This is a genomic window from Streptomyces platensis, from assembly GCF_008704855.1.
Taxonomy (GTDB): Bacteria; Actinomycetota; Actinomycetes; order Streptomycetales; family Streptomycetaceae; genus Streptomyces; species Streptomyces platensis.
The window spans coordinates 3,149,261-3,168,203 of record NZ_CP023691.1; the positions used below are offsets into that span (position 1 = coordinate 3,149,261).

At 72.0% G+C, this 18,943-nt stretch carries 17 protein-coding genes; 13 read left to right on the forward strand and 4 right to left on the reverse strand.

The genetic code is table 11. The annotated features are described in order from the left end of the window. Positions 1–12: 12 nt before the first annotated feature. On the reverse strand, positions 13–867 hold the full coding sequence (locus tag CP981_RS13840; protein ID WP_208852935.1) for a LysR family transcriptional regulator: 855 nt from the start codon (positions 865–867) through the stop codon (positions 13–15). A 589-nt stretch (positions 868–1,456) separates the two neighbouring features. On the opposite strand from CP981_RS13840, the gene CP981_RS13850 reads away from it, so the two are divergent. From CP981_RS13850 to CP981_RS13895, 10 genes are all read left to right on the forward strand, one after another. After that, a complete protein-coding gene (locus tag CP981_RS13850) occupies positions 1,457–2,230 on the forward strand; it encodes an alpha/beta fold hydrolase (RefSeq protein WP_085927469.1) in 774 nt (257 codons plus the stop codon). After that, complete coding sequence (locus CP981_RS13855) at positions 2,227–3,801, forward strand: amino acid adenylation domain-containing protein (protein ID WP_085927468.1); 1,575 nt, start codon at positions 2,227–2,229, stop codon at positions 3,799–3,801. Before CP981_RS13850 ends, CP981_RS13855 begins: the two co-directional genes overlap by 4 nt. Beyond that, positions 3,798–4,061 carry an acyl carrier protein gene (locus CP981_RS13860; protein WP_052718961.1) on the forward strand — a complete coding sequence of 88 codons (264 nt, stop codon included), beginning with the start codon at positions 3,798–3,800 and terminating at the stop codon, positions 4,059–4,061. Before CP981_RS13855 ends, CP981_RS13860 begins: the two co-directional genes overlap by 4 nt. Further along, positions 4,058–5,218 (forward strand): acyl-CoA dehydrogenase family protein, encoded by a 1,161-nt coding sequence (locus CP981_RS13865; protein ID WP_085927467.1) that lies wholly within the window; start codon positions 4,058–4,060, stop codon positions 5,216–5,218. The genes CP981_RS13860 and CP981_RS13865 overlap by 4 nt, the downstream gene beginning before the upstream one ends. 45 nt (positions 5,219–5,263) lie before the next feature. Next, a complete protein-coding gene (locus CP981_RS13870; RefSeq protein WP_085927466.1) occupies positions 5,264–6,454 on the forward strand; it encodes an acyl-CoA dehydrogenase family protein in 1,191 nt (396 codons plus the stop codon). After that, complete coding sequence (locus CP981_RS13875) at positions 6,448–6,966, forward strand: flavin reductase family protein (protein ID WP_085927465.1); 519 nt, start codon at positions 6,448–6,450, stop codon at positions 6,964–6,966. The genes CP981_RS13870 and CP981_RS13875 overlap by 7 nt, the downstream gene beginning before the upstream one ends. A gap of 86 nt (positions 6,967–7,052) precedes the next feature. Then, positions 7,053–7,469, forward strand: coding sequence for an aspartate 1-decarboxylase (gene panD / locus CP981_RS13880; RefSeq protein ID WP_085927464.1), 417 nt, complete (start codon positions 7,053–7,055; stop codon positions 7,467–7,469). A gap of 31 nt (positions 7,470–7,500) precedes the next feature. After that, the gene (locus CP981_RS13885) at positions 7,501–8,235 is read left to right on the forward strand and encodes an SDR family NAD(P)-dependent oxidoreductase (protein WP_085927463.1); all 735 of its coding nucleotides are present in this window, start codon (positions 7,501–7,503) and stop codon (positions 8,233–8,235) included. A gap of 72 nt (positions 8,236–8,307) precedes the next feature. Further along, positions 8,308–9,120, forward strand: a complete 813-nt coding sequence (locus CP981_RS13890) for a phytanoyl-CoA dioxygenase family protein (protein WP_085927462.1) — start codon at positions 8,308–8,310, stop codon at positions 9,118–9,120. After that, positions 9,117–10,223: a zinc-binding dehydrogenase gene (locus CP981_RS13895; protein WP_085927461.1), complete on the forward strand. Its 1,107-nt coding sequence runs from the start codon at positions 9,117–9,119 to the stop codon at positions 10,221–10,223. Before CP981_RS13890 ends, CP981_RS13895 begins: the two co-directional genes overlap by 4 nt. Positions 10,224–10,364: 141 nt before the next feature. Here the strand turns inward: CP981_RS13895 and CP981_RS13900 are convergent, their stop codons facing one another. After that, entirely contained in the window at positions 10,365–11,186 is an 822-nt protein-coding gene (locus CP981_RS13900) for a helix-turn-helix domain-containing protein (protein WP_158092694.1), read from the reverse strand. 156 nt (positions 11,187–11,342) lie between these two features. Here CP981_RS13900 and CP981_RS13905 point away from each other — a divergent pair, with 156 nt between their 5' ends. Continuing rightward, positions 11,343–12,557: an MFS transporter gene (locus CP981_RS13905; protein WP_085927459.1), complete on the forward strand. Its 1,215-nt coding sequence runs from the start codon at positions 11,343–11,345 to the stop codon at positions 12,555–12,557. Positions 12,558–12,674: 117 nt separating this feature from the next. Here CP981_RS13905 and CP981_RS13910 read toward each other — a convergent pair whose 3' ends face one another. Beyond that, positions 12,675–14,147 carry an amino acid permease gene (locus tag CP981_RS13910; RefSeq protein ID WP_085927458.1) on the reverse strand — a complete coding sequence of 491 codons (1,473 nt, stop codon included), beginning with the start codon at positions 14,145–14,147 and terminating at the stop codon, positions 12,675–12,677. 544 nt (positions 14,148–14,691) lie between these two features. On the opposite strand from CP981_RS13910, the gene CP981_RS13915 reads away from it, so the two are divergent. Both CP981_RS13915 and CP981_RS13920 read left to right on the forward strand, forming a co-directional pair. Further along, complete coding sequence (locus CP981_RS13915; RefSeq protein WP_085927457.1) at positions 14,692–16,191, forward strand: glutamate synthase subunit beta; 1,500 nt, start codon at positions 14,692–14,694, stop codon at positions 16,189–16,191. A gap of 313 nt (positions 16,192–16,504) precedes the next feature. Continuing rightward, positions 16,505–17,899: an NsdA family TPR-like regulatory protein gene (locus CP981_RS13920; protein ID WP_085927456.1), complete on the forward strand. Its 1,395-nt coding sequence runs from the start codon at positions 16,505–16,507 to the stop codon at positions 17,897–17,899. 190 nt (positions 17,900–18,089) lie between these two features. Here the strand turns inward: CP981_RS13920 and CP981_RS13925 are convergent, their stop codons facing one another. Beyond that, the gene (locus CP981_RS13925) at positions 18,090–18,614 is read right to left on the reverse strand and encodes an ATP-binding protein (protein ID WP_244329648.1); all 525 of its coding nucleotides are present in this window, start codon (positions 18,612–18,614) and stop codon (positions 18,090–18,092) included. Positions 18,615–18,943: the final 329 nt, after the last annotated feature.

Genomic DNA, 18,943 nt, shown 5'->3' on the forward strand with positions numbered 1-18,943 from the left:
ACCCCCTCGCCGCTACTCCTGTAGTTCCTCGGCCGCCCGCCAGGCCAGGTCGGCGAAGCGGGCGGCCTGGGGGTGGGCGCCGTGGGAGGGGTAGGCGAGGTAGGCGCGGACGGTGGGGGCGCCGGTGAGGGGGACGAGGCGGACGGAGGGGTGGGTGTAGCGGCGGGCGGCGGAGACCGGGGCGGTGCCGACGCCGAGGCCGACGGCCACCTGCTCCAGCCATTCGTCCATGTTGCGGCATTCGGCGCCGACCGCGGGGCGCCGGCCGTCGGGCCACATGTCGGGGAAGGTGGTGCCGCTGACGGTGTTGATGATCAGTGGCAGGTCGGCGAGCTCCGCCCAGTCGAGTGCGGTGCGCTCGGCCAGCTGCCAGCTCGCGGGGACCGCCGCGATGCGGGACTCCTCGTAGAGGAGGACGGTGCGCAGGCCCTTCGGCAGGGGTTCGCCGCGCAGCAGGCCCAGGTGGGCCTGGCCGGTGTCGAGTCCGGCCTGGGGGGTGTCACAGCGGATGAATTCGACGCCGACCCCGGCCTCCTCGCCGAAGCGGGTGGCGAGTCGCGACAAACCCTGGGGAAGTCCCCAACTGAACCCGATGCGCAGTTTCTCCCCTTTCTGTAAATCCTGCAGCGCCGAATCGAGTTGGCGCAGCAGCGGGGCGACGGTGTCGCGCAGGGTTTGTCCTTTGTCGGTCAGCTCCGTTCTGCGGGTGCTGCGTTCGAAGAGCCGGACGCCCAGGGAGTCCTCAAGTGACCTGATGTTGCGGGTCAGGGTGGGCTGGGCGAGATGCAGGCGGCGGCCGGCGGCCGTGAAGCCGCCTTCCTCGGCTACGGCCAGAAAGCAGCGCAGATGACGCAGGTCGATGTTCATTCGCTGAGCGTATAGGCGGTTCAGCAATTTCATTTCTCCACCCCCTGCCCAGTGTCTAGTGTTCTTGGTGCCGCCGAGCGGACAGCGCCCCCGGGAAGCACCGGGCCGGTAGCCGACGCCGCTGGTGTGCAGTCACACGTTCAACGGGGGTTATGTGCAAGGACGTTGGTGTACGCCGTCAAGTGAGACGGCGCAAAATTCGGCCAAAGTGAAAGTAAAAGAGTCCCTGGCCCGTCGGGCCGTCCCGCAGGTGTCCGCGTGCGGAGTTCGTTTCCTCACTGCCCCTGCGAACGCTTCCTAGTTCCGTTACCGGACCGCACCGCCCCTTCGGCGGCGCGAGCTTCGGCTTGCTTGATTCGACCTAATGCGATGCGCCGGCCTTTCACCGTCGCTGCCTTGACGACCGTCACCCTCTGGTAAGTCTTTTTCCTTAACCTTTGCTGCCGCTTTTCCGGCTGCTCATTCACCTTCACCCCTCACCTTCACCCTTCACCTTCCTCCGCGCCCCGGCATGCTGCCGCGGCGTGCCATCGGCTGCGTTTTCCGAAATGCCCCTTCTGCTGCCGTAAATCACTGAGAAGGATTTGCTGTGCCCGTAATCGATACGCGCAACGGTCCCCTGGAACATGTCCTGATCGACGGTGACCCGGACCTGGCGCCCCTGGTCTTCCTGCACGGCGGACTCGGCTGCCTCGCGGCCTGGGGACGCTTCCCCGCCCGGCTGGCCGCCGCCACCGGACGCCGCGCCCTGGTCTACTCCCGCCACGGCAACGGCGGCAGCGGCCCCGACCCGCTGCCGCGCACCCCCCGCTATATGCACGAGCACGCCCACGACGTGCTGCCCGAACTGCTGGGCGCGCTGGGCCTGCACCGCCCCGTTCTGGTCGGCCACAGCGACGGCGCGTCCATGGCCCTGCTGTACGCCTCGGCGCACCCCGTCGAGGCCGTCATCGGGATGGGCCCGCACATGTACTTCGAGGAGGAGAACCGCGTCGGCATCGAGAACGCCCGCGCCTCCTACGACGCGGGCCCGCTCGCCAGGAAGATGGCCATGGTGCATGACGACCCCCGGGGCGTCTTCGACCGCTGGAGCGGGGTCTGGCTCTCGCCCGCCTTCCGCAGCTGGTCCCTGGAGAACGACCTCGACGTCACCGCGCCGGTGCTGATGATCCAGGGGGACGCGGACGAGTACGGCTCGCTGGCCCAGGTCGACGCCGTCGAGCGCGCCGTCAGCGGCCCGTTCCGGCGCCTGGTCCCCGAGGGCTGCGACCACTACCCCCATCTGGTCCGCCCCGACCTCGTCACCGACACCGTGTGCGACTTCCTCGCCGGGCAGGCGCAGTCCGTGGAGGCCGCCCGATGAGCGCGCCGGCCTCCGTACGCCTCGATGCCCTGCTGGCCCGCTCGGCGCGGGTCCACCCCGACCGCACCGCCCTGGAGGGGGCCGGTGAGAGCTGGACATACGCCCAACTCGACCGCGCCGTGGACGCGTTGGCGGACCGGCTGACCGCCGATGGTGTGACGCCGGGCGACCGGGTCGGCGTCTACGCTCCCAAGACCCCGGCCACCGTCATCGCCCTGTACGCGGCGCTGCGGGCCGGTGCGGTGACCGCGCCGCTGGACACCGCCGACCCGCCGGAGCGCACCGCCCGGATGATCCGCAACGCGGGGCTGTCCCTGCTGGTGACCGTCGACCGGGCCCTGACCGGGGCCCAACGGGCCGCCACCCGCGCCCGCGACGGCGCTCCGGCCGACGCGGACGTCCTCGGCCACGGTCTGCACCGGCTGCAAATCCTCGCCCCCGAGGAGCGGCCCGCGCCGCTGCCCGCGCCGACCGACTCCGGCGGCTACCTCCTCTTCACCTCCGGCAGCACCGGCTGGCCCAAGGGCGTGCTGCTCTCGCACGAGAACGTCGCCCACTACGCGCTGTGGGCCGCCGGTGAGTTCGGCCTCACCCCGGACGACCGGATCGGCTCACAGGCCGCGCTCACCTTCGACCTGACCACCTTCGACCTGTTCAGTGCCGCCGCCGCGGGGGCCTGTACGGTCCTGATGCCGGATCTGCTGCGGGCCTTCCCGCGCGATGTCGTGGGCTGGCTGACCGAACAGCGCATCACCGCCTTCATGGCCGTGCCGTCGCTCTACCACAACATGCTCCAGCAGGGCGGTATCGCCGACGCCCCGCCGCCCGCCCTGCGCATCGCGGCCTTCGGCGGGGAGGCGTTCGCGCCCGAACTGCTGGAGCGCTATCTGCGGCTGCTGGACGGGGTGCCGTTCTACAACCTGTACGGGCCGACCGAGACCAACGCCTGCACCTACTACCGGGTGCCGGCCGACTGGACCGCCGACCGGGAGCTGCCCATCGGCCGCGGGATCGGCGGCGTCCACATCGAGGTGCTCGACGGGGACGGCGCGCCCACCGACGGCGAGGGCGAGATCCATATCGCCGGGCCCGTCGTCTTCCAGGGCTATCTGCGCGGCGGCGCCCCCGACGACCCCACCACCACCGTCACCTGCCGCGACGGCGTGGCCCGCCGCGCCTACGCCAGCGGCGACCTCGGCCGGATCACCCCGGACGGCCTGGTCTTCCTGCGCGGCCGGCGCGACAACCAGGTCAAGCGGCGCGGTCACCGTATCGACCTGATGGACGTGGAGAACGCCGTCCTGGAGCTGCCGCGGATCGCCACCGCCGCGGTCGTCGCCAAGGACGGCCCGCACGCCGGCGAGATCTGGGCCTACGCACAGACCGACGCCACCGAACGGGAGGTCCTGGCCGCGCTGCGCGAGGTGCTGCCCCGGCGGATGCTGCCGGACCGGATCGTTCCGCTCGCCACCCTGCCCACCACCACCAGCGGGAAGGTCGACCGCCGCGCGCTGCGCGACACCAGCGGCCACCCCGCGGCCCCCGCACTCCCCGAGGAGATCACCGTATGAACAGCGTCGAAGAACTCTGCACCCTCATCGGCAGCCGGATCACCTGGGGGCCCGGCGAGGACGCCGGCTCCCTGGACGCCGACACCCCGCTGCTGGAACGGGGCTTGGTCGACTCGCTGGCGATCATGGAGATCGTCGCGGCGCTCGACAAGGAGGCCGGTGTCAGCCTGCCCGACACCGAGATCGTCGCCGCCAACTTCCGCAGCCCCAAGGCACTGTGGGCCGCCATCGAGAAGCTCTCCGCCGAGGGCGGCAAATGAGCGCGGCGGCCACCGCGGCGCTGTGCACCGGCGCACCGGAGACCGAGGGGTTCGTCGACAGCTACCGGGAGCTGGCCACACCGGTGCTCAAGCAGCTCGCCGGCCAGGACTTCCGCGCACAGTGGCAGGCCATGGCCGACCTCGGGGTGCTCCGGCTGGCCGCGCCGGACGCCACGGCACCCGGCCCGGTCACCCGCTCGCTCGCCATGATCGAGGGGATCGGTCTGGCCGGCGCCGACCCGGGCCTGTGCTACGCGCTGGCCTCGCAGATCTTCGGGATGCAGTTCCCGCTGCGGGACGCCCTCGGCGCCGACGCCTGGCGGGCGGTCGCCGACGTCCAGGAGGGCCGGGAGCTGCTGTGCCACGCGCTGACCGAACGCGGCGGCGGCAGCGACCCGTTCTCCATGGAGACCCGCGCCCGGCGGGACGGGGACGGCTTCGTGCTCGACGGCGCCAAGACGTTCATCACCGCAGCCCCGGTGGCCGACCGGGCGATCGTCTTCGCCCGTACCGCCGAGGGACGCTCCCCGTTCGCGCTGTCCGCGTTCCTCTTCCCGCTCGATCTGCCGGGGATCCGCCGCGGTGAGACCTTCACCAAGACGGCGCTGCCCACCGTGCCAATGGGGGAGCTCCTCTTCGAGGGCGCCCGGCTGCCGGCGAGCGCGCTGCTCGGCCAGGAGGGCTCCGGGCTGGCGGTGATGGCCTCCACCACCGCCTGGGAGCGGTCCCTCGTCCTCGGTTACGCCCTCGGCCCGATGCGGCGCCTCCTGGCCCGTACCACCGACTGGGCCGCGGAGCGCGACCACTTCGGCCGCCGCATGGGCGCGAGCCACCAGGTCGCGGGGCGGGTCAGCGAGATGGCCCTGGCGCTGCACCGCTCCCGCGTCCAGCTCTACGCGATGGCCGCCCGGCTCGACGCCGGTACACCCGCCCGGCAGCTGGCCGCCGCGGCGGCCCTCACCAAGATCTCCGTCTCCGAGGACTACGTACGGATGACCGAGCACGCCACCGCGCTGTCCGGCGTCCGGGCCTTCCTCCCCGGCTTCGACCTCGCCGCCGACCTTGCCGCCCCCATGGCCGCCCTCACCTACGCCGGTCCGAACGACCTGCTGCGTGTGGGTGTGGCCCGGCAACTCGGCCTGCCCGTCGAGAACTGACCGGTCGATGACCCGACCGGCCGACCACCGACCCGAAGGACTTCGATGACGCTGCCGACCCCCCTCGACGATCTCCTCAAACTCGCCGCGAAGACGGGCGAACGGCTCGCCCCGCTCGCCGCGGACACCGACGCCGGACACGACAACGGCCACGAGAGCTACCGCGTCCTGCGCGAGTCCGGTCTGCTCGCCCTGCTCGCCCCCCGGGAGGCGGGCGGCGCCGGCCTCGGCTTCGGCGACTACTGGCGGGTGCTGGCCGAACTCGGTGTGCACCACGGCGCCGCCGCCCTCGGCTTCAACATGCACCATGTCGTCATCGGCGCGCTCGCCGATGCCGCCGGCACCCGGCTGCCCCCGGCCGCCGAGGCCTTCCGCGCCTGGATGCTGGACGAGGTCGTGAACGGCCGCAAGCTGTTCGCCTCCGCCACCTCCGAGACCGGCCGCGGCGCCAAGCTCCGCGGTATGCAGACCCGTTACCGCCTGTCCGACGACGGCAGCCACTACCTCCTCAGCGGCAGGAAGTCGATGGTGTCGCTGGCCGGCGCCGCCGACTACTACGTCGTCGCGGCCGCCCCCGAGGGCGGCGGTGAGGACACCGGCGAGGCCTCGCACTTCGTCGTCGCCGCCGACGACCCCGGGGTCAGCTTCGGCACCGTGCCGCAGCTGTCCGCGATGTACGGCACCAGCACCGCCCCGATGACGCTGGACGAGGTCCCGGTCCCCCGCTCCCGGCTCTACCTCGGCGTCGAGGGCATGTCCCTGTTCAAGGTCGTCCGCGAACCGCACTGGATGATCGCCGGCTACACCGGCGCCTACCTCGGCATCGCCGAGGCCCTCTTCCAGCACACCGTCGACCATGTCACCGCCTCCCCCGCCCGCGCGGACTCGCCCGTGGTGCAGCAGGAGCTGGGCCGGATGTCCGCCCGGCTGCGGGCCGCCCGCGCCCTGGTGCACGAGGCCGGTGATCTCGTCACCGCGCAGCGCGGCAGCCTGGAGGCCAACGCCATGGTGCACGCCGCCAAGTACGTGGTCGGCGAGGTCGGCCCGCAGCTCGCCCAGGACGCGCTGCGGCTGTGCGGCTCGGCCGCGATCAGCCGCAGCCATCCGCTGGAGCGGCTGATCCGCGAGGCGCAGTTCGCCCATGTGATGCCGGCCAAACCGCAGGAGTGCCTGGAGTACCTGGGCAAGGCCGCCGTCGGGGTCAACCTCTACGACGCCCGGGCGTTCGCATGGTGACCCCCGTCCAGGACGAACTGGCGGTGACCCGGGACGCGTTCCGGGCCCTGATGAGCGCGCACCCCAGCGGCGTCGCCGTCATCACCACCGCCGACGCCGGGGGCACACCGTACGGCTTCACCTGCACCGCCCTGTGCTCGGTCTCCCTCGACCCGCCGCAGCTGCTGGTGTGCGCGGGCAACAACGGCAGCACCCTGCCGGTCCTCGCCGCCCGCGGGGCCTTCACCGTCAACCTGCTGCACGGCGCGGGGCGGCGGGCCGCCGAGGCGTTCGCCGGGCCGGCCGCCGAGCGCTTTTGCACCGTCCCGTGGCGGCCCGCGCCCGTCACCGGCCTGCCGGCGCTGACCGAGGACGCCCATGCCACCGCCGAGTGCCGGGTCGCCCGGCTCATCCCGGCCGGCGATCACACCATCGTGCTCGGCGAGGTGCTGGGCATCCGGACGCACACCCCGGCCGCCGACGAGGCGCCGCTGCTGTACGGCATGCGCCGCTACGCCACCTGGCCGGCCTGACCCGGCACGGCCGTCGCCCCACCGGCCGGCCCCCACCGCGGCCGCGCCGTGCCATCACCCCCTCCCACCACACGTGAGGAATCCGCATGTACCGCACCCTGATGAAGTCGAAGATCCACCGCGCCACCGTCACCCAGGCCGATCTGCACTACGTCGGCTCGGTGACCGTCGACGCCGACCTGATGAAGGCCGCGAACCTGATGGCCGGCGAGAAGGTCGACATCGTCGACATCGACAACGGCGCCCGGCTGTCCACCTACGTCATCGAGGGCCCGGCCGGCTCCGGCGTCATCGGCATCAACGGCGCCGCGGCCCGGCTCATCAGCCCCGGCGACCTCGTCATCCTCATCGCCTACGCCGCCATGACGGACGACGAGGCGGCCTCCTTCGTCCCGAACGTCGTCTTCGTCGACGCCCACAACGGCATCAGCAGGGTGGGCGGCGACCCGGCCGAGGTGCCCGAGGGCTCGGGCCTTAGGCGCGGCGACCTCGTCGCCAACTGACCGCCCGCACACGCCACTTCAGGGAGATGTCATGACGCTCTCCGTGGTCAGCGGCGGCACCCGCGGCATCGGACGGACACTGAGCCTCCGGCTCGCCGCCCTCGGCCACCGGGTGATCGCCCTCTACCGCGGTGACGACGCCGCCGCGCAGCAGACCGCGAAGGCCGGCGACGGCCGGATCGAGACGCTGCGCTGCGACCTCGCCCGGCCCGCGGAGATCCGGGCGGTCGGCGCCCGGATCACCGACGGGTACGGCGCGCCCGCCGTTCTCGTCAACAACGCCGGTGTCAACCGCGACCGGCCGTTCCTGTCGATGGCCGACGAGGACTGGGACACGGTGCTGGCCACCAATCTCTCCGGCCCCTTCCACCTCACCCGGGCCCTGGCGCCCGCGATGGTGGCGGCCGACGGCGGCAGCATCGTCAACGTCGCCTCCACCACGGCGATCCGGCCCCGGGCGAACGGCGCCAACTACTGCGCGAGCAAGGCGGGCCTGCTCCAGCTCACCAAGTGCCTGGCCCTCGAACTCGCCCCGCACATCCGGGTGAACGCCCTGCTGCCCGGCTTCACCGACACCGAAGAGGTCACCGAGCGCTACCGCCTCGACGACCCCGAGCGGCTGGCCGCCGTCCTGGACACCATCCCCGGCCGCCGGCTCGGCACGGCCGACGACATGGCCGACGCCCTCGAATTCCTGGTGACCGCGCGCAGCGGCTATGTCACCGGACAGCAACTCGTCGTCGACGGCGGGCACTTCATGGGCTGACCCCCCACCCCGGTCCGCTCAGCCCACCGGTCCGCCCCGACGGATTCCCTCACCTCTCAGGAGAAGAACCGCATGCGACTGACCCAGCAACAGGCCGACCAGTACCACGAGCAGGGGTTCCTGCTGCTCGAATCCCTCCTCGACCCGCAGGAGGTGGAGACCCTCCGCGCCGCCTTCGTCCGCGATGCGAAGGTGCCAGGACCGCAGGTGGTGACCGAGGACGGCGGCACGGAGGTGCGCGCGGTCTACTCCTCGCACCAGCGGCAGCCCGAGTACGCCGGGCTGATCCGCGACCCGCGCATCCTGGAGCCCGTCCGGCAGCTGCTCACCGACGACGTCTACATCTACCAGTTCAAGATCAACGCGAAGCCGGCGTTCGGCGGCGACAAGTGGGCCTGGCACCAGGACTTTCTCGCCTGGCGGCTGGCCGACCACCTGCCCGCGCCGCGCCAGGTCAACATCGGTGTCTTCCTCGACGACGTCACCGAGTTCAACGGCCCGGTGATCTTCCTGCCCGGCTCGCACCGGGACGGCCTCGTCCACGAGGGCCGCGCGGCCGCCGCCCGGTCCGAGCAGCACCTCGACCCCGACGACATCTCGCTGTCCCCGCAGCAGCTCGCCGAGCTCGTCGACCGGCACGGGATGACCAGCCCCAAGGGCCCGGCCGGCTCCGTCGTGCTGTTCTCCCCGGAGATCGTGCACGGCTCGTCCCCCAATATGTCGCCGTTCGCCCGCCGGCTGCTGATCGCCACCTACAACGACACCGCCAACCTGCCGCGGCCCCATGGGGAACCCCGTCCGGAGCATGTGGTGTGCCGCGACACCGAGCCGCTGCGCCCGCTGGCGGCCCCGTTCTCCCAGAGCCTGAGCGCGGTGACGGCATGACCGGGCGCACCGGACGCGCCGTCGTCCTGGAGGAGTTCGGCCGGCCGCTGCGGCTGCGGGAGTTCCCGCTGCCCCCGGCCCCCGCCGGCGGGATGGTCGTGGCCTGCGGCTACGGCGGCATCTGCGGCACCGATCTGCACCTTCAGCAGGGCCATCTGGACATCCCCGTCCCGCTGGTCCTCGGGCACGAAGGGCTCGGTGTCATACGGGAGTTGGGGGACGGCCTCCACCAGGACGCCACCGGGGCGCCGCTCGCGGCCGGCGACACGGTGATGTGGGCCTCCTCCCTCGCCTGCGGGGTCTGCCCGCCCTGCCGGCTGCACCGCGAACCGACCCTGTGCGAGCGGCGCCGCACCTACGGCGTCAACCGCGCCCTCGCCGACGGGCCGGAACTCTCCGGGGCCTGGGCCGACCACATCGTGCTGCAACCCGGCACCACCGTGATCAAGGTCCCCGACGGCACCGACCCGCTCGCCGCCATGTCGCTGGCCTGCGCCGGTCCCACCGTGGCGCACGCGCTGTACGAGCGGCGGCCGGTGCGGCTCGGGGAAACCGTCGTGGTGCAGGGCAGCGGCCCGGTCGGGCTGGCGGCCGCCGCGTTCGCGCAGCTGGCCGGGGCCGCCAAGGTGGTGGTCGTCGGCGGCCCGGCCGGGCGGCTGGAGCGGGCCGCGGCAGCCGGCATCGGTGACGTCCACCTGAACATCGCCGACGCCGCCGACCCCGGGAAGATCCTGCGCGAGGTACGGGCCGCCACCGGCGGGGACGGCGCCGACCTGGTGATCGAGTGCGCCGGGGTGCCGGCCGCCGTCGGACAGGGCCTCACCCTGGCCCGCCGGGGCGGCAGCTACCTGATCATCGGCCAGTACACGGACGCCGGGGACACCCTGATCAACCCGCACCAGATCGTCCACCGGCAGCTCGACGTGGTCGGCTCCTGGGCCTTCACCGGCGCCCATCTCGTCGAGTACGTCCGGCTGTTGCCGGCCCTCACCGCCCGGTTCGACCTGGCGAGCCTGGTGACGCCGTTCCCGCTGGAGCGGCACGCCGACGCGCTCACCGCGGTGGCCGACGGATCGGTGATGAAGGCGGTGCTCACGTCCTGACACCGCAGCCCTGACGCCCGCCCGCTGACGCACCGGCCCCCGCGGTGCGCCGTGGTGCGGGTGACGGCCCGGCCGCAGCCCTCCGGCGCGGCCGGGCCGCCGGCGCTGCCCGCGCGCCCCGCCGCACGGAGCGGCGCCGGCTCACCCGGTGAGCGCCGCCAGCGCCTCCTCGGTCGCCGGGTCGTCGGGAAGGTAGGCCAGCAGATGGTGTCCCGGCTGGTCCACGGCGGCGAGCTTGACGTACCGCAGCCGCAGATCCCCGGCCACCGGGTGCCGGAAATGGCGGACGGCGGGATGGAACGCCGAGGTCTCCCGGCGGCCGTACCAGCCGGCCGCGTCCGGGTCGGCCAGCAGCTCCTCGGTGATCTCCGCATAGCGGCCGTCCTCCGGATGCCGGGCCGCCTTCGCCCGGAACTGGCCCAGCAGACTCCGCGCCTCCGGCTCCCAACTGGCCAGCAGCGACCGGGCCGGTGGCCAGCGGAACACCAGCCACAGCAGATTGCGCTGCTTGGGCGCCAGCCGCGCCAGATCGGTGAGCAGCGCCGTGTACCCGGCGTTCCAGGCCAGCAGGTCCCAGTGCGGGTCGAGCACCACGGCCGGGTTCGGTGCCAGCTTCTCCACCAGCGACAGCAGATTGCGCGAGACCCATCCCGGTGCCTGCTCGGCCGGTGCGGCGTGCTCCCCGAACGACAGCACATGCGCGGTCTCGTCCGCGTTCAGCCGCAGCGCCCGCGCCACGGACCGCAGCACCTGCTCCGACGTACGGACCCGCCCCTGCTCCAGCCACGCGTACCAGGAGCTGCTGACTCCGGCCAGCTCGGCGACCTCCTCGCGCCGCAGGCCCGGGGTGCGGCGCCGCGGTGAGCCGGGCAGCCCGACGTCGGCGGGCGCCAGCCGCTCGCGGCGGGAGCGCAGGAACGCACCGAGTTCGCGGCGCGGGCCGCCGGATCCGCCGTCGTTCACGCCCCACTCCCCCCGCACCGGCCTGCCGCTGGGGCCTCGGCCGTGCCCCAGGGTGTGAGCAAGGGTAATCGGCTGCGGGGTCCCGTCGGTTGGCCGCGGTGATGGGCTGGACGCGCCGGTCCGACCACACCGGCAGTGCACGCCACAAGGAGCCCCATGGACACCGCCGACTCACCCCGCACCACTCCCCCGCCCGCTCCGGCCGCCGCCACCGGCCCGGCCGCCCCGCCGATGCCCGCCGCCTCGCTGCGCCTGCTGCGCACCGCCGGTTTCGTCAGCAACTTCGACCGCTTCTGCATCACCCCGATGCTGCTGCTCATCGGCACCCAGCTCGGTGTCCCGCTGACCACGGTGATGCTCGCCGCCAGTGGCTACTTCCTCGCGTACGGCCTGATGCAGCCGGTCTGGGGGCTGCTGAGCGACCGGCTGGGCCGGGTGCGGGTGATGCGGCTCTCGCTGGCCGGGGCCGCCGTCGCCGCCTTCTGCTCGGTGCTCGCACCCGGCGCGACGGTCCTGATCGTGGCGCGCGTGGCGGCCGGCGCGTTCTTCGCCGCGTCCATCGCCGCGTCCATCACCTACGTCGGGGACACCGTGCCCGCCGCGGTCCGCCAGCGTCCGCTCAGCGAGCTGATGACCGCGTTCGCGCTGGGCACCGCCGTGGCCACCGTCATCGCCGGGGCGCTGGCGCACTACGTCAGCTGGCGGCTGGTCTTCGCCCTCCCCGGCGTGATCGCCGCTTACCTGATCGTCGCCCTGCGGCGGCTGCCGGAGCCGCCGCGGGCGGCGCCCGGCGCGCTGCTCGCCCCGTTCAAGGTCGTGCTGCGGTCCCGCTGGCAGTGGTACGTCATGGCCGTCGCGATGCTCGAAGGCGCCGTCCTGCTGGGCTTCCTGACCTACCTCGCACCCGCGCTGGAGGCCCAGGGCGCCTCGGCGACGCTGGCCGGTGCCGTGTCGGCGCTGTACGGCGTGGGCTCGATGGCCGCGGCGCAGCAGGTCAAGCGGCTGGTGGGGCGCTGGACGCCGGTGCGGCTGATTGTCGTCGGCGGGGTGCAGATGGCGGTGGCGTTCGGCCTCGCCACAGCGAGCCAGTCGGTGCCCGCGCTGGTGGGGTGCGCGCTGCTGCTCGGTGGCGGCTGGTCGTTCATGCACTCCACGATCCAGTCCTGGGCCACCGCGCTGTCCCCGGCGGCCCGCGCCACCGGCGTCGCGATGTTCGGCGTGGCCCTCTACGTCGGCAGCGCCCTGGCCAGCGCCCTCGCCGCGGGCCCGGCGGAACACCACGCCTACCGGGAGATGTTCCTGACCGCCGCGGTGCTCACCGTTCCCCTGACGGTGGCCGCCGCCGTGGGCCGCGCCCGGTACCGGAGCTGACCGGACCGGGTCCGGAACGCGCCGACAGGGCGCCCAGGCTGTCCGTGCCTGGGCGCCCTGTCAGGGCTTCGACGGCGTCACGGGCCGTCTGCGCGGGACCTCGGGAGGCCGCTCCGGTCAGCCGCGGGGCTGCCCGGAGGTCTCCAGCTGCTTGTCCTGGACCTTCGCCCTCGCCGCGATGTGCGGGTTGCGGGACTTGAGGATCGCCCAGCCGACCGCCAGGCACACGGCCCAGCCGGCACCGACGTACAGCGACACCCGGCTCTCGGGGTCGATGGCGATCAGTCCGGTCACCAGGAGCAGGAACGCCACCGCGATCCAGCTGCACACCGTGCCGCCGGGCGCCGGGAAGGACGAGGCGGGCAGCCGGCCGGCGACCACCTCACGGCGGTAGCGGATGTGGCTGACGAGGATCATCAGCCAGGTCCAGATACCGGCCGCGGTGGCCACGGAGGTGACGTAGGCGAACGCCTTCTCCGGGACGACGTAGTTGAGGACCACGCCGATGCCCATGAGGACGACGGAGAGGGTGATGCCGAGGGCCGGGGTCTTGCTGGAGCTCAGCTTGCCGAGGATCTTCGGGGCCTCGGAGTTGGCCGCGAGGTCGCGGAGCATCCGGCCGGTGGAGTACATACCCGAGTTGCAGGACGACAGCGCCGCGGTCAGCACGACGAAGTTGATGATCGCCGCACCGGCTGGGATACCGATCTTCGCGAAGGCGGCCACGAACGGGCTGACACCCGGCTGGAACTCCGTCCACTTCACGACCATCAGGATCACGCTCAGCGCACCGACGTAGAAGACGATGATGCGCCACGGCAGCGTGTTGATGGCCTTGGGCAGGGTCTTCTCCGGGTTCTCGGACTCACCCGCGGTGACACCGACCAGCTCGACGGCGAGGTAGGCGAACATGACGCCCTGGAGGGTCATCAGGCTGGAGCCGATGCCGTTGGGGAAGATCCCGTCGTGGGCCCAGATGTTGGAGACCGCGGCGGTGTCGCCGGCCTGGCTGAAGCCGAGGGTGACGACGCCGAGACCGATCACGATCATGCCGATGAGCGCGGTGACCTTGACCATCGAGAACCAGAACTCGATCTCACCGAAGAGCTTCACCGAGATCAGGTTGGCCACGTACAGCAGGATCAGGAAGACCAGTGCGGTCACCCATTGCGGAATGTCCGGGAACCAGAAATGGACGTAGATCGCGGCGGCCGTCAGCTCGGCCATGCCGGTGACGACCCACATGAGCCAGTACGTCCAGCCCGTCACGAACCCGAAGAACGGACCGAGGAACTCACGGGCGTACTCCGAGAAGGACCCCGACACGGGGCGGTACATGAGCAGCTCACCGAGCGCTCGCATGATGAAGAAGACGATCACGCCGGCGAGGGCGTACATGAGGATGAGACTGGGACCGGCCTTCGCGATGTTCGCGCCCGCGCCCAGGAAGAGGCCGACGCCGATGGCGCCGCCGATGGCGATCATCTGGACCTGACGGCTGCCGAGACCGCGCTCGTAACCCTCTTCCGGCGTGTCGCCTGTGGCTCCGCTGCCGTCGCCGAGATTGGTGCCGACCTGCTTTGAGGTCATGTGTGGTGCGCCTTTCCGCTCCATGCCGACCCGCGCCTAGCTTGGCGACGGATCGGGTCTCGATCCCCCCGGATGCTGATGGAGTTGCATGCCGGCGGTGGCCGGCTCAAGCGCCCCCTACGCGGACATGGGTGACGTCCGTCAGGCGGTCGAGAAGATGTACCACGGGCGAATTCCAGCCAGCGTGATCCAGATCACGGATCGAATCGACCAAAATCCTCTGAACAGGGCAAATTACTGGCCGCTGTGACCTAATCGATACCCGGCCCAGGCAACCCGCAGGGGCAGTGCCCACTCATTGCCGACGCCTCGTGGCCGTCCGTACACGCCCTTTGCCCGATATCGCCGCGTAACAGGTCGGCCATCGCGACCCGCAAGCACCACCCACAGCCGTCGATCGGACACCCAGGGCGTCTGCCCGGTGGCGAGATCTGGCGCATGATCGGCCCGGTGATCGCCGCCATCGGCCCGGCAAATCCCTACAAACCAGGCGTAGGCTGGCAGAACGCCTTATTGCACCGTGAGTGAGCGACGGAGGCGGTGCATGACCGACCCACACGGCTTCCTCAAGGCCCCCCGCCGGCCCGTGCCGGCGCGCCCCGTCGAGGAGCGGCTGAACGACTGGCACGAGGTCTACGCGGGCCAGGCGCTGCTGCCTCTGGTGGCCGAGCAGGCGGGGCGCTGCATGGACTGCGGCATACCGTTCTGCCACAGCGGCTGCCCGCTGGGGAACCTCATCCCGGAGTGGAACGCGTACGCGACGCGGGGCAACTGGCGGGCGGCGTCCGAGCGGCTGCATGCCACGAACAACTTCCCCGAGTTCACCGGGCGGCTGTGCCCGGCGCCGTGCGAGGACGCCTGTGTCCTGGCCATCAACGCCGACCCGGTGACGATCAAGAACGTCGAGCAGGCCATCGCCGACCGGAGCTGGGAAGAGGGGTTCACGGCCCCGCACCCGCCGCAGCGGCTCAGCGGGAAGAGCGTCGGGGTCATCGGCTCCGGGCCCGCGGGGCTCGCCGCGGCGCAGCAGCTGACCCGTATCGGGCACACCGTCGCCGTCTACGAGCGCGCCGACCGCATCGGCGGACTGCTGCGCTACGGCATCCCCGCCTTCAAGCTGGAGAAGCGGTATCTGGACCGCCGGATCGCACAGATGCGGGCCGAGGGCACCAAGTTCCGTACGGGGATGGACATCGGCGGCGCGGTCGACGTGATCGAGCTGAGCAGGCGGCACGACGCGCTCGTGGTGGCCGTCGGGGCCATGGAGCGGCGCGAGCTTCCCGTCCCCGGGCGTGAACTGTGCGGCATCCACCAGGCCATGGAGTATCTGACCCTCGCCAACCGGGTCGGCGAGGGCGACCTCGCCACGACGCCGGTCACCGCCGAGGGCAGGCATGTGGTGATCGTCGGGGGCGGCGACACCGGCTCGGACTGTCTGGGCACCGCACTGCGGCAGGGCGCGGCCTCCGTGGTGCAGCTGGACATCAACCCGGAGCCGGGCGACGCCCGGACGGACACCGAGCCCTGGCCCGTCTACCCGAAGGTCTACCGGATCTCCCACGCCCATGAAGAGGCCCGCGGCCGGGCGGGCACGGATCCGCGGTTCTTCTCCTCCGCCACCCTCCGGTTCGCGGCGGACACGGCCGGCCGGGTGCGCGCGCTGCATCTGACGGAGGTGGAACCGGTGGCCAGAGCGCCGCGGCCGGACACCGAGCGGGTGATCCCGGCGGAGCTGGTGCTGATCGCCCTCGGTTTCTCCGGTCCGGAACGGGGCACCGGGCTGATGACGCAGCTGGGGCTCACGCTGGACGCCCGGGGGAACTTCGCCCGGGACGCCGGCTTCGCGGCCGTGCGGGGCGAGCGGCCGGCCGGGGCCGGGACGGACGGGGTCTTCGTCGCGGGCGACGCGGGGCGGGGGCAGTCCCTGGTGGTGTGGGCCATCGCGGAGGGCCGGGCCGCCGCGGCGGCCACGGACCGCTATCTCACCGGCGCCACCGCGCTGCCGGCCCCCATCGCCGCGACGGACCGGCCGCTGGTGGCGTGACGCCGCGGGGTGCGGGGCGCCGGTCCGTACGGCTCACCCGGGCGCGTGGGCCTCGCTCGGGTGGTGGCGGGTTGTGCGCGGTGGGGTGCGCTGGGCGCCGGAGGGGACGGCAGGGGCGCGCAGGGCAGGCGCGGGTGAGGGGCGGGCTTCTGGAGCCCTCGTATGCACCTTTGCTACTGGGCGCAACGCCCAGGCGACGACTTGACTTTGGTCATGGCGATTCAGTCCCGCTTGTTGGGTATTGACTGTCCTGTCCCGTTCTCTCTGGATATGCCAACGTGAATCGTTGGCGGCATGTGCTTGGAGGCGCACCATGGCCGCCCGACCACTCGTCGCGCGTCAGACCAACCAGCGGCTGCGGTCGCTCATCCAGGAAGCCTCACTGTCCAACTCCGCCCTGGCCCGGCAGGTGAACGTCCTGGGAGAGGCACAGGGCCTGGATCTGCGGTACGACAAGACCTCCGTGAGCCGGTGGCTGAGCGGTCAGCGGCCACGCGGCCGGGTGCCCGCCATCATCGCCGAGGCGCTGAGCGGCAAACTCGGCCGCACGGTCTCGACGGAAGAAATCGGCATGGCCAACGGCAACAGCGTGACCTGCGGGGTCGGCCTCCACTTCGCGGCCACGGTGGAGGACGCGCTGGAACAGGTCCGTGAACTATGGCATATGGACGCCGAGTCCAGGGGGCTTTTGTCGCGTTCTGCGATGACCGCCTCGGCGCTGGTCGAGCCCAGCAGGGACTGGCTGATCAGCTCCCCGGACCTCCAGGTGGCCCGCAACGGGCGGCTGGGGCCGCGGGTGGGGACGAGCGATGTGGAGCTGGTCCGGTCGACCACCCGGGCGCTGGCCGAACTCGATCACCGGGTCGGCAGCGGATATGTGCGACCGGTCATCGTCACCTGCCTCAGCAGTGTGCTGTCCGGTCTGATGGACGGGAGTTACGGCGAGGCCACCGGGCGGCAACTGTTCGCCGCGGCGGCCCGGCTGACGGAACTCGCCGGGTACACGGCGCTGGATGTCGGGCAGCCGGGGCTGGCGCAGCGGTACTACATCCAGGCGCTGCGGCTCGCACAGGCCGCGGACGACCGGTGCTACGGCGGCTATGTGCTGGCGGCCGGGCTGAGTCATCTCGCCGTCGGCGCCGGCTGCTCCCGGGAGGCGGTGCAGCTCGCCCGCGCCGCGCAGGAAGGCACCCGGGGTCAGGCCCCGCCGGCCGCGCAGGCCATGTTCTACGCGACCGAGGCGCGCGGCTACGCCATGCTCGGGGACGCGCGGATGTGCAAAATACTGGCGGACAAGGCGACCGAGGCGATGGCGCAGGTCGTTCCGGGGGACGGTCCCGAGTGGATCGGGCACTTCGACCGCGCCTATCTGGCCGACGAGTTGGCCCACTGCTACCGGGATCTCAAGCAGCCGCGGCCGGCCGCCCGGCGGGCCGAGGAGGCCCTCGCCCGGCATCCGCGGACCCGGGTACGGCGCCGGGCCATCGATCTGCTGCTGCTGGCCACCGTCTTAGCGCAGGCCGGTGATGTCGAGGAGGCGTGCCAGGCCGCCGCGCAGGCGGTGGCGCTGCTCAGCCGGCTGAAGTCGGCGCTGGGGGAACGGTACTTGCTGCACTTCATGGATGAACTGCGGCCGTTCGGCGACATGACGCCGGTGTGCGAATTCGACGCCCTGGTACAGGAGAGCGGTGTGCGGGTGCCCAGGTGACGGACGCCCGCCCGGCGCCGGGCCGCCCGTAAGGAGGCACCGACGGCCGGCGGGCCCGAACCGTCCCGCGGGGAGGGGATGCGGAGCCGGAACCCGCCTGACCGCCGGCGGCAGGGAGCCACCCGCGAGGGGTGGGGTGGCGGAGGGGTACCGGTCGCCGGTGGCGATCCGGCCCGCCCCGCCGGGGGCGTTACGGCGCCACGCCGTGCCGTACGCCGATGGCCAGCGGCACCGCGGCCCACACGGTGCAGCTGTGGTCCGCCTCGACCCTGCGGCCCCATTGCGCGGAGGACTTGGCGACCAGTTCCAGTCCCCGGCCGTGTTCCTGGCTCGGCCCCGGGCGGCGCATACGCGGCACCGAGGGCGTTCCCCCGCGGTCGTGAACCTCGATGCGCAGGTGGTCCTCCGACTTCCCTATCCGGCAGGTGACGTGGGGGCCGGCGGAATACTGGATGGCATTGGTGAACAGTTCCGAGAGAACCAGCAGCACCAGATAGCGGGTGTCCTCGTCGTGTATCTGCTGTCCGTCGAGCCAGGAGCGCACCAGGCTCCGGCAGACCGGTACGGCCCGTTTCAGCGCCGGCATACGCAGCACCACGCGCTGCGCGGAGCCCCAGCAGTCGGCGGGGACCAGAGAGTTTCTCTCCTCGGGCCAGCCGGCGATATGCCGGGCGGTCACCATGACTTCGGCCGAATGCATTGTGGTGGGTAACATGACTACCCCTTTCGTACCTGCCTCATGGACTCCGATGCCGCTTTCGCCTCATGAGCACGCCGGCGCCATCGCTGGGTCCGTCCTGGCGGCCTTGGGAGTTCGGCGCGCCTCCGGTGTGTGCACCGGACCGCTTCCGCCCTCTTTCCCGTATTTATTCAAGCAGCGTGAGCGGCCGTCCGGGAAGGCGTATGATGCGGCATTGGTAGCGGCCGGGGATATCGCCGACGCGAAATACTATCACCATAAGAAAACCGTTGCGCATTATTCGGCAATGCCATTGATGAAAAGCCGTCGGGCGGGCGCCGGAAAGGAATGCGCGGCAAGAATGC

What these genes read in the sequence shown, in the direction of transcription:
- CP981_RS13865 (WP_085927467.1), top strand. Translation starts at nt 4,058, where the DNA reads ATGAGCGCGGCGGCCACCGCGGCGCTGTGCACCGGCGCACCGGAGACC.
- CP981_RS13875 (WP_085927465.1), top strand. Translation starts at nt 6,448, where the DNA reads ATGGTGACCCCCGTCCAGGACGAACTGGCGGTGACCCGGGACGCGTTC.
- CP981_RS13840 (WP_208852935.1), bottom strand. Translation starts at nt 867, where the DNA reads ATGAACATCGACCTGCGTCATCTGCGCTGCTTTCTGGCCGTAGCCGAG.
- CP981_RS13855 (WP_085927468.1), top strand. Translation starts at nt 2,227, where the DNA reads ATGAGCGCGCCGGCCTCCGTACGCCTCGATGCCCTGCTGGCCCGCTCG.
- panD (WP_085927464.1), top strand. Translation starts at nt 7,053, where the DNA reads ATGTACCGCACCCTGATGAAGTCGAAGATCCACCGCGCCACCGTCACC.
- CP981_RS13890 (WP_085927462.1), top strand. Translation starts at nt 8,308, where the DNA reads ATGCGACTGACCCAGCAACAGGCCGACCAGTACCACGAGCAGGGGTTC.
- CP981_RS13910 (WP_085927458.1), bottom strand. Translation starts at nt 14,147, where the DNA reads ATGACCTCAAAGCAGGTCGGCACCAATCTCGGCGACGGCAGCGGAGCC.
- CP981_RS13860 (WP_052718961.1), top strand. Translation starts at nt 3,798, where the DNA reads ATGAACAGCGTCGAAGAACTCTGCACCCTCATCGGCAGCCGGATCACC.
- CP981_RS13905 (WP_085927459.1), top strand. Translation starts at nt 11,343, where the DNA reads ATGGACACCGCCGACTCACCCCGCACCACTCCCCCGCCCGCTCCGGCC.
- CP981_RS13870 (WP_085927466.1), top strand. Translation starts at nt 5,264, where the DNA reads ATGACGCTGCCGACCCCCCTCGACGATCTCCTCAAACTCGCCGCGAAG.
- CP981_RS13885 (WP_085927463.1), top strand. Translation starts at nt 7,501, where the DNA reads ATGACGCTCTCCGTGGTCAGCGGCGGCACCCGCGGCATCGGACGGACA.
- CP981_RS13920 (WP_085927456.1), top strand. Translation starts at nt 16,505, where the DNA reads ATGGCCGCCCGACCACTCGTCGCGCGTCAGACCAACCAGCGGCTGCGG.
- CP981_RS13925 (WP_244329648.1), bottom strand. Translation starts at nt 18,614, where the DNA reads ATGTTACCCACCACAATGCATTCGGCCGAAGTCATGGTGACCGCCCGG.
- CP981_RS13915 (WP_085927457.1), top strand. Translation starts at nt 14,692, where the DNA reads ATGACCGACCCACACGGCTTCCTCAAGGCCCCCCGCCGGCCCGTGCCG.
- CP981_RS13895 (WP_085927461.1), top strand. Translation starts at nt 9,117, where the DNA reads ATGACCGGGCGCACCGGACGCGCCGTCGTCCTGGAGGAGTTCGGCCGG.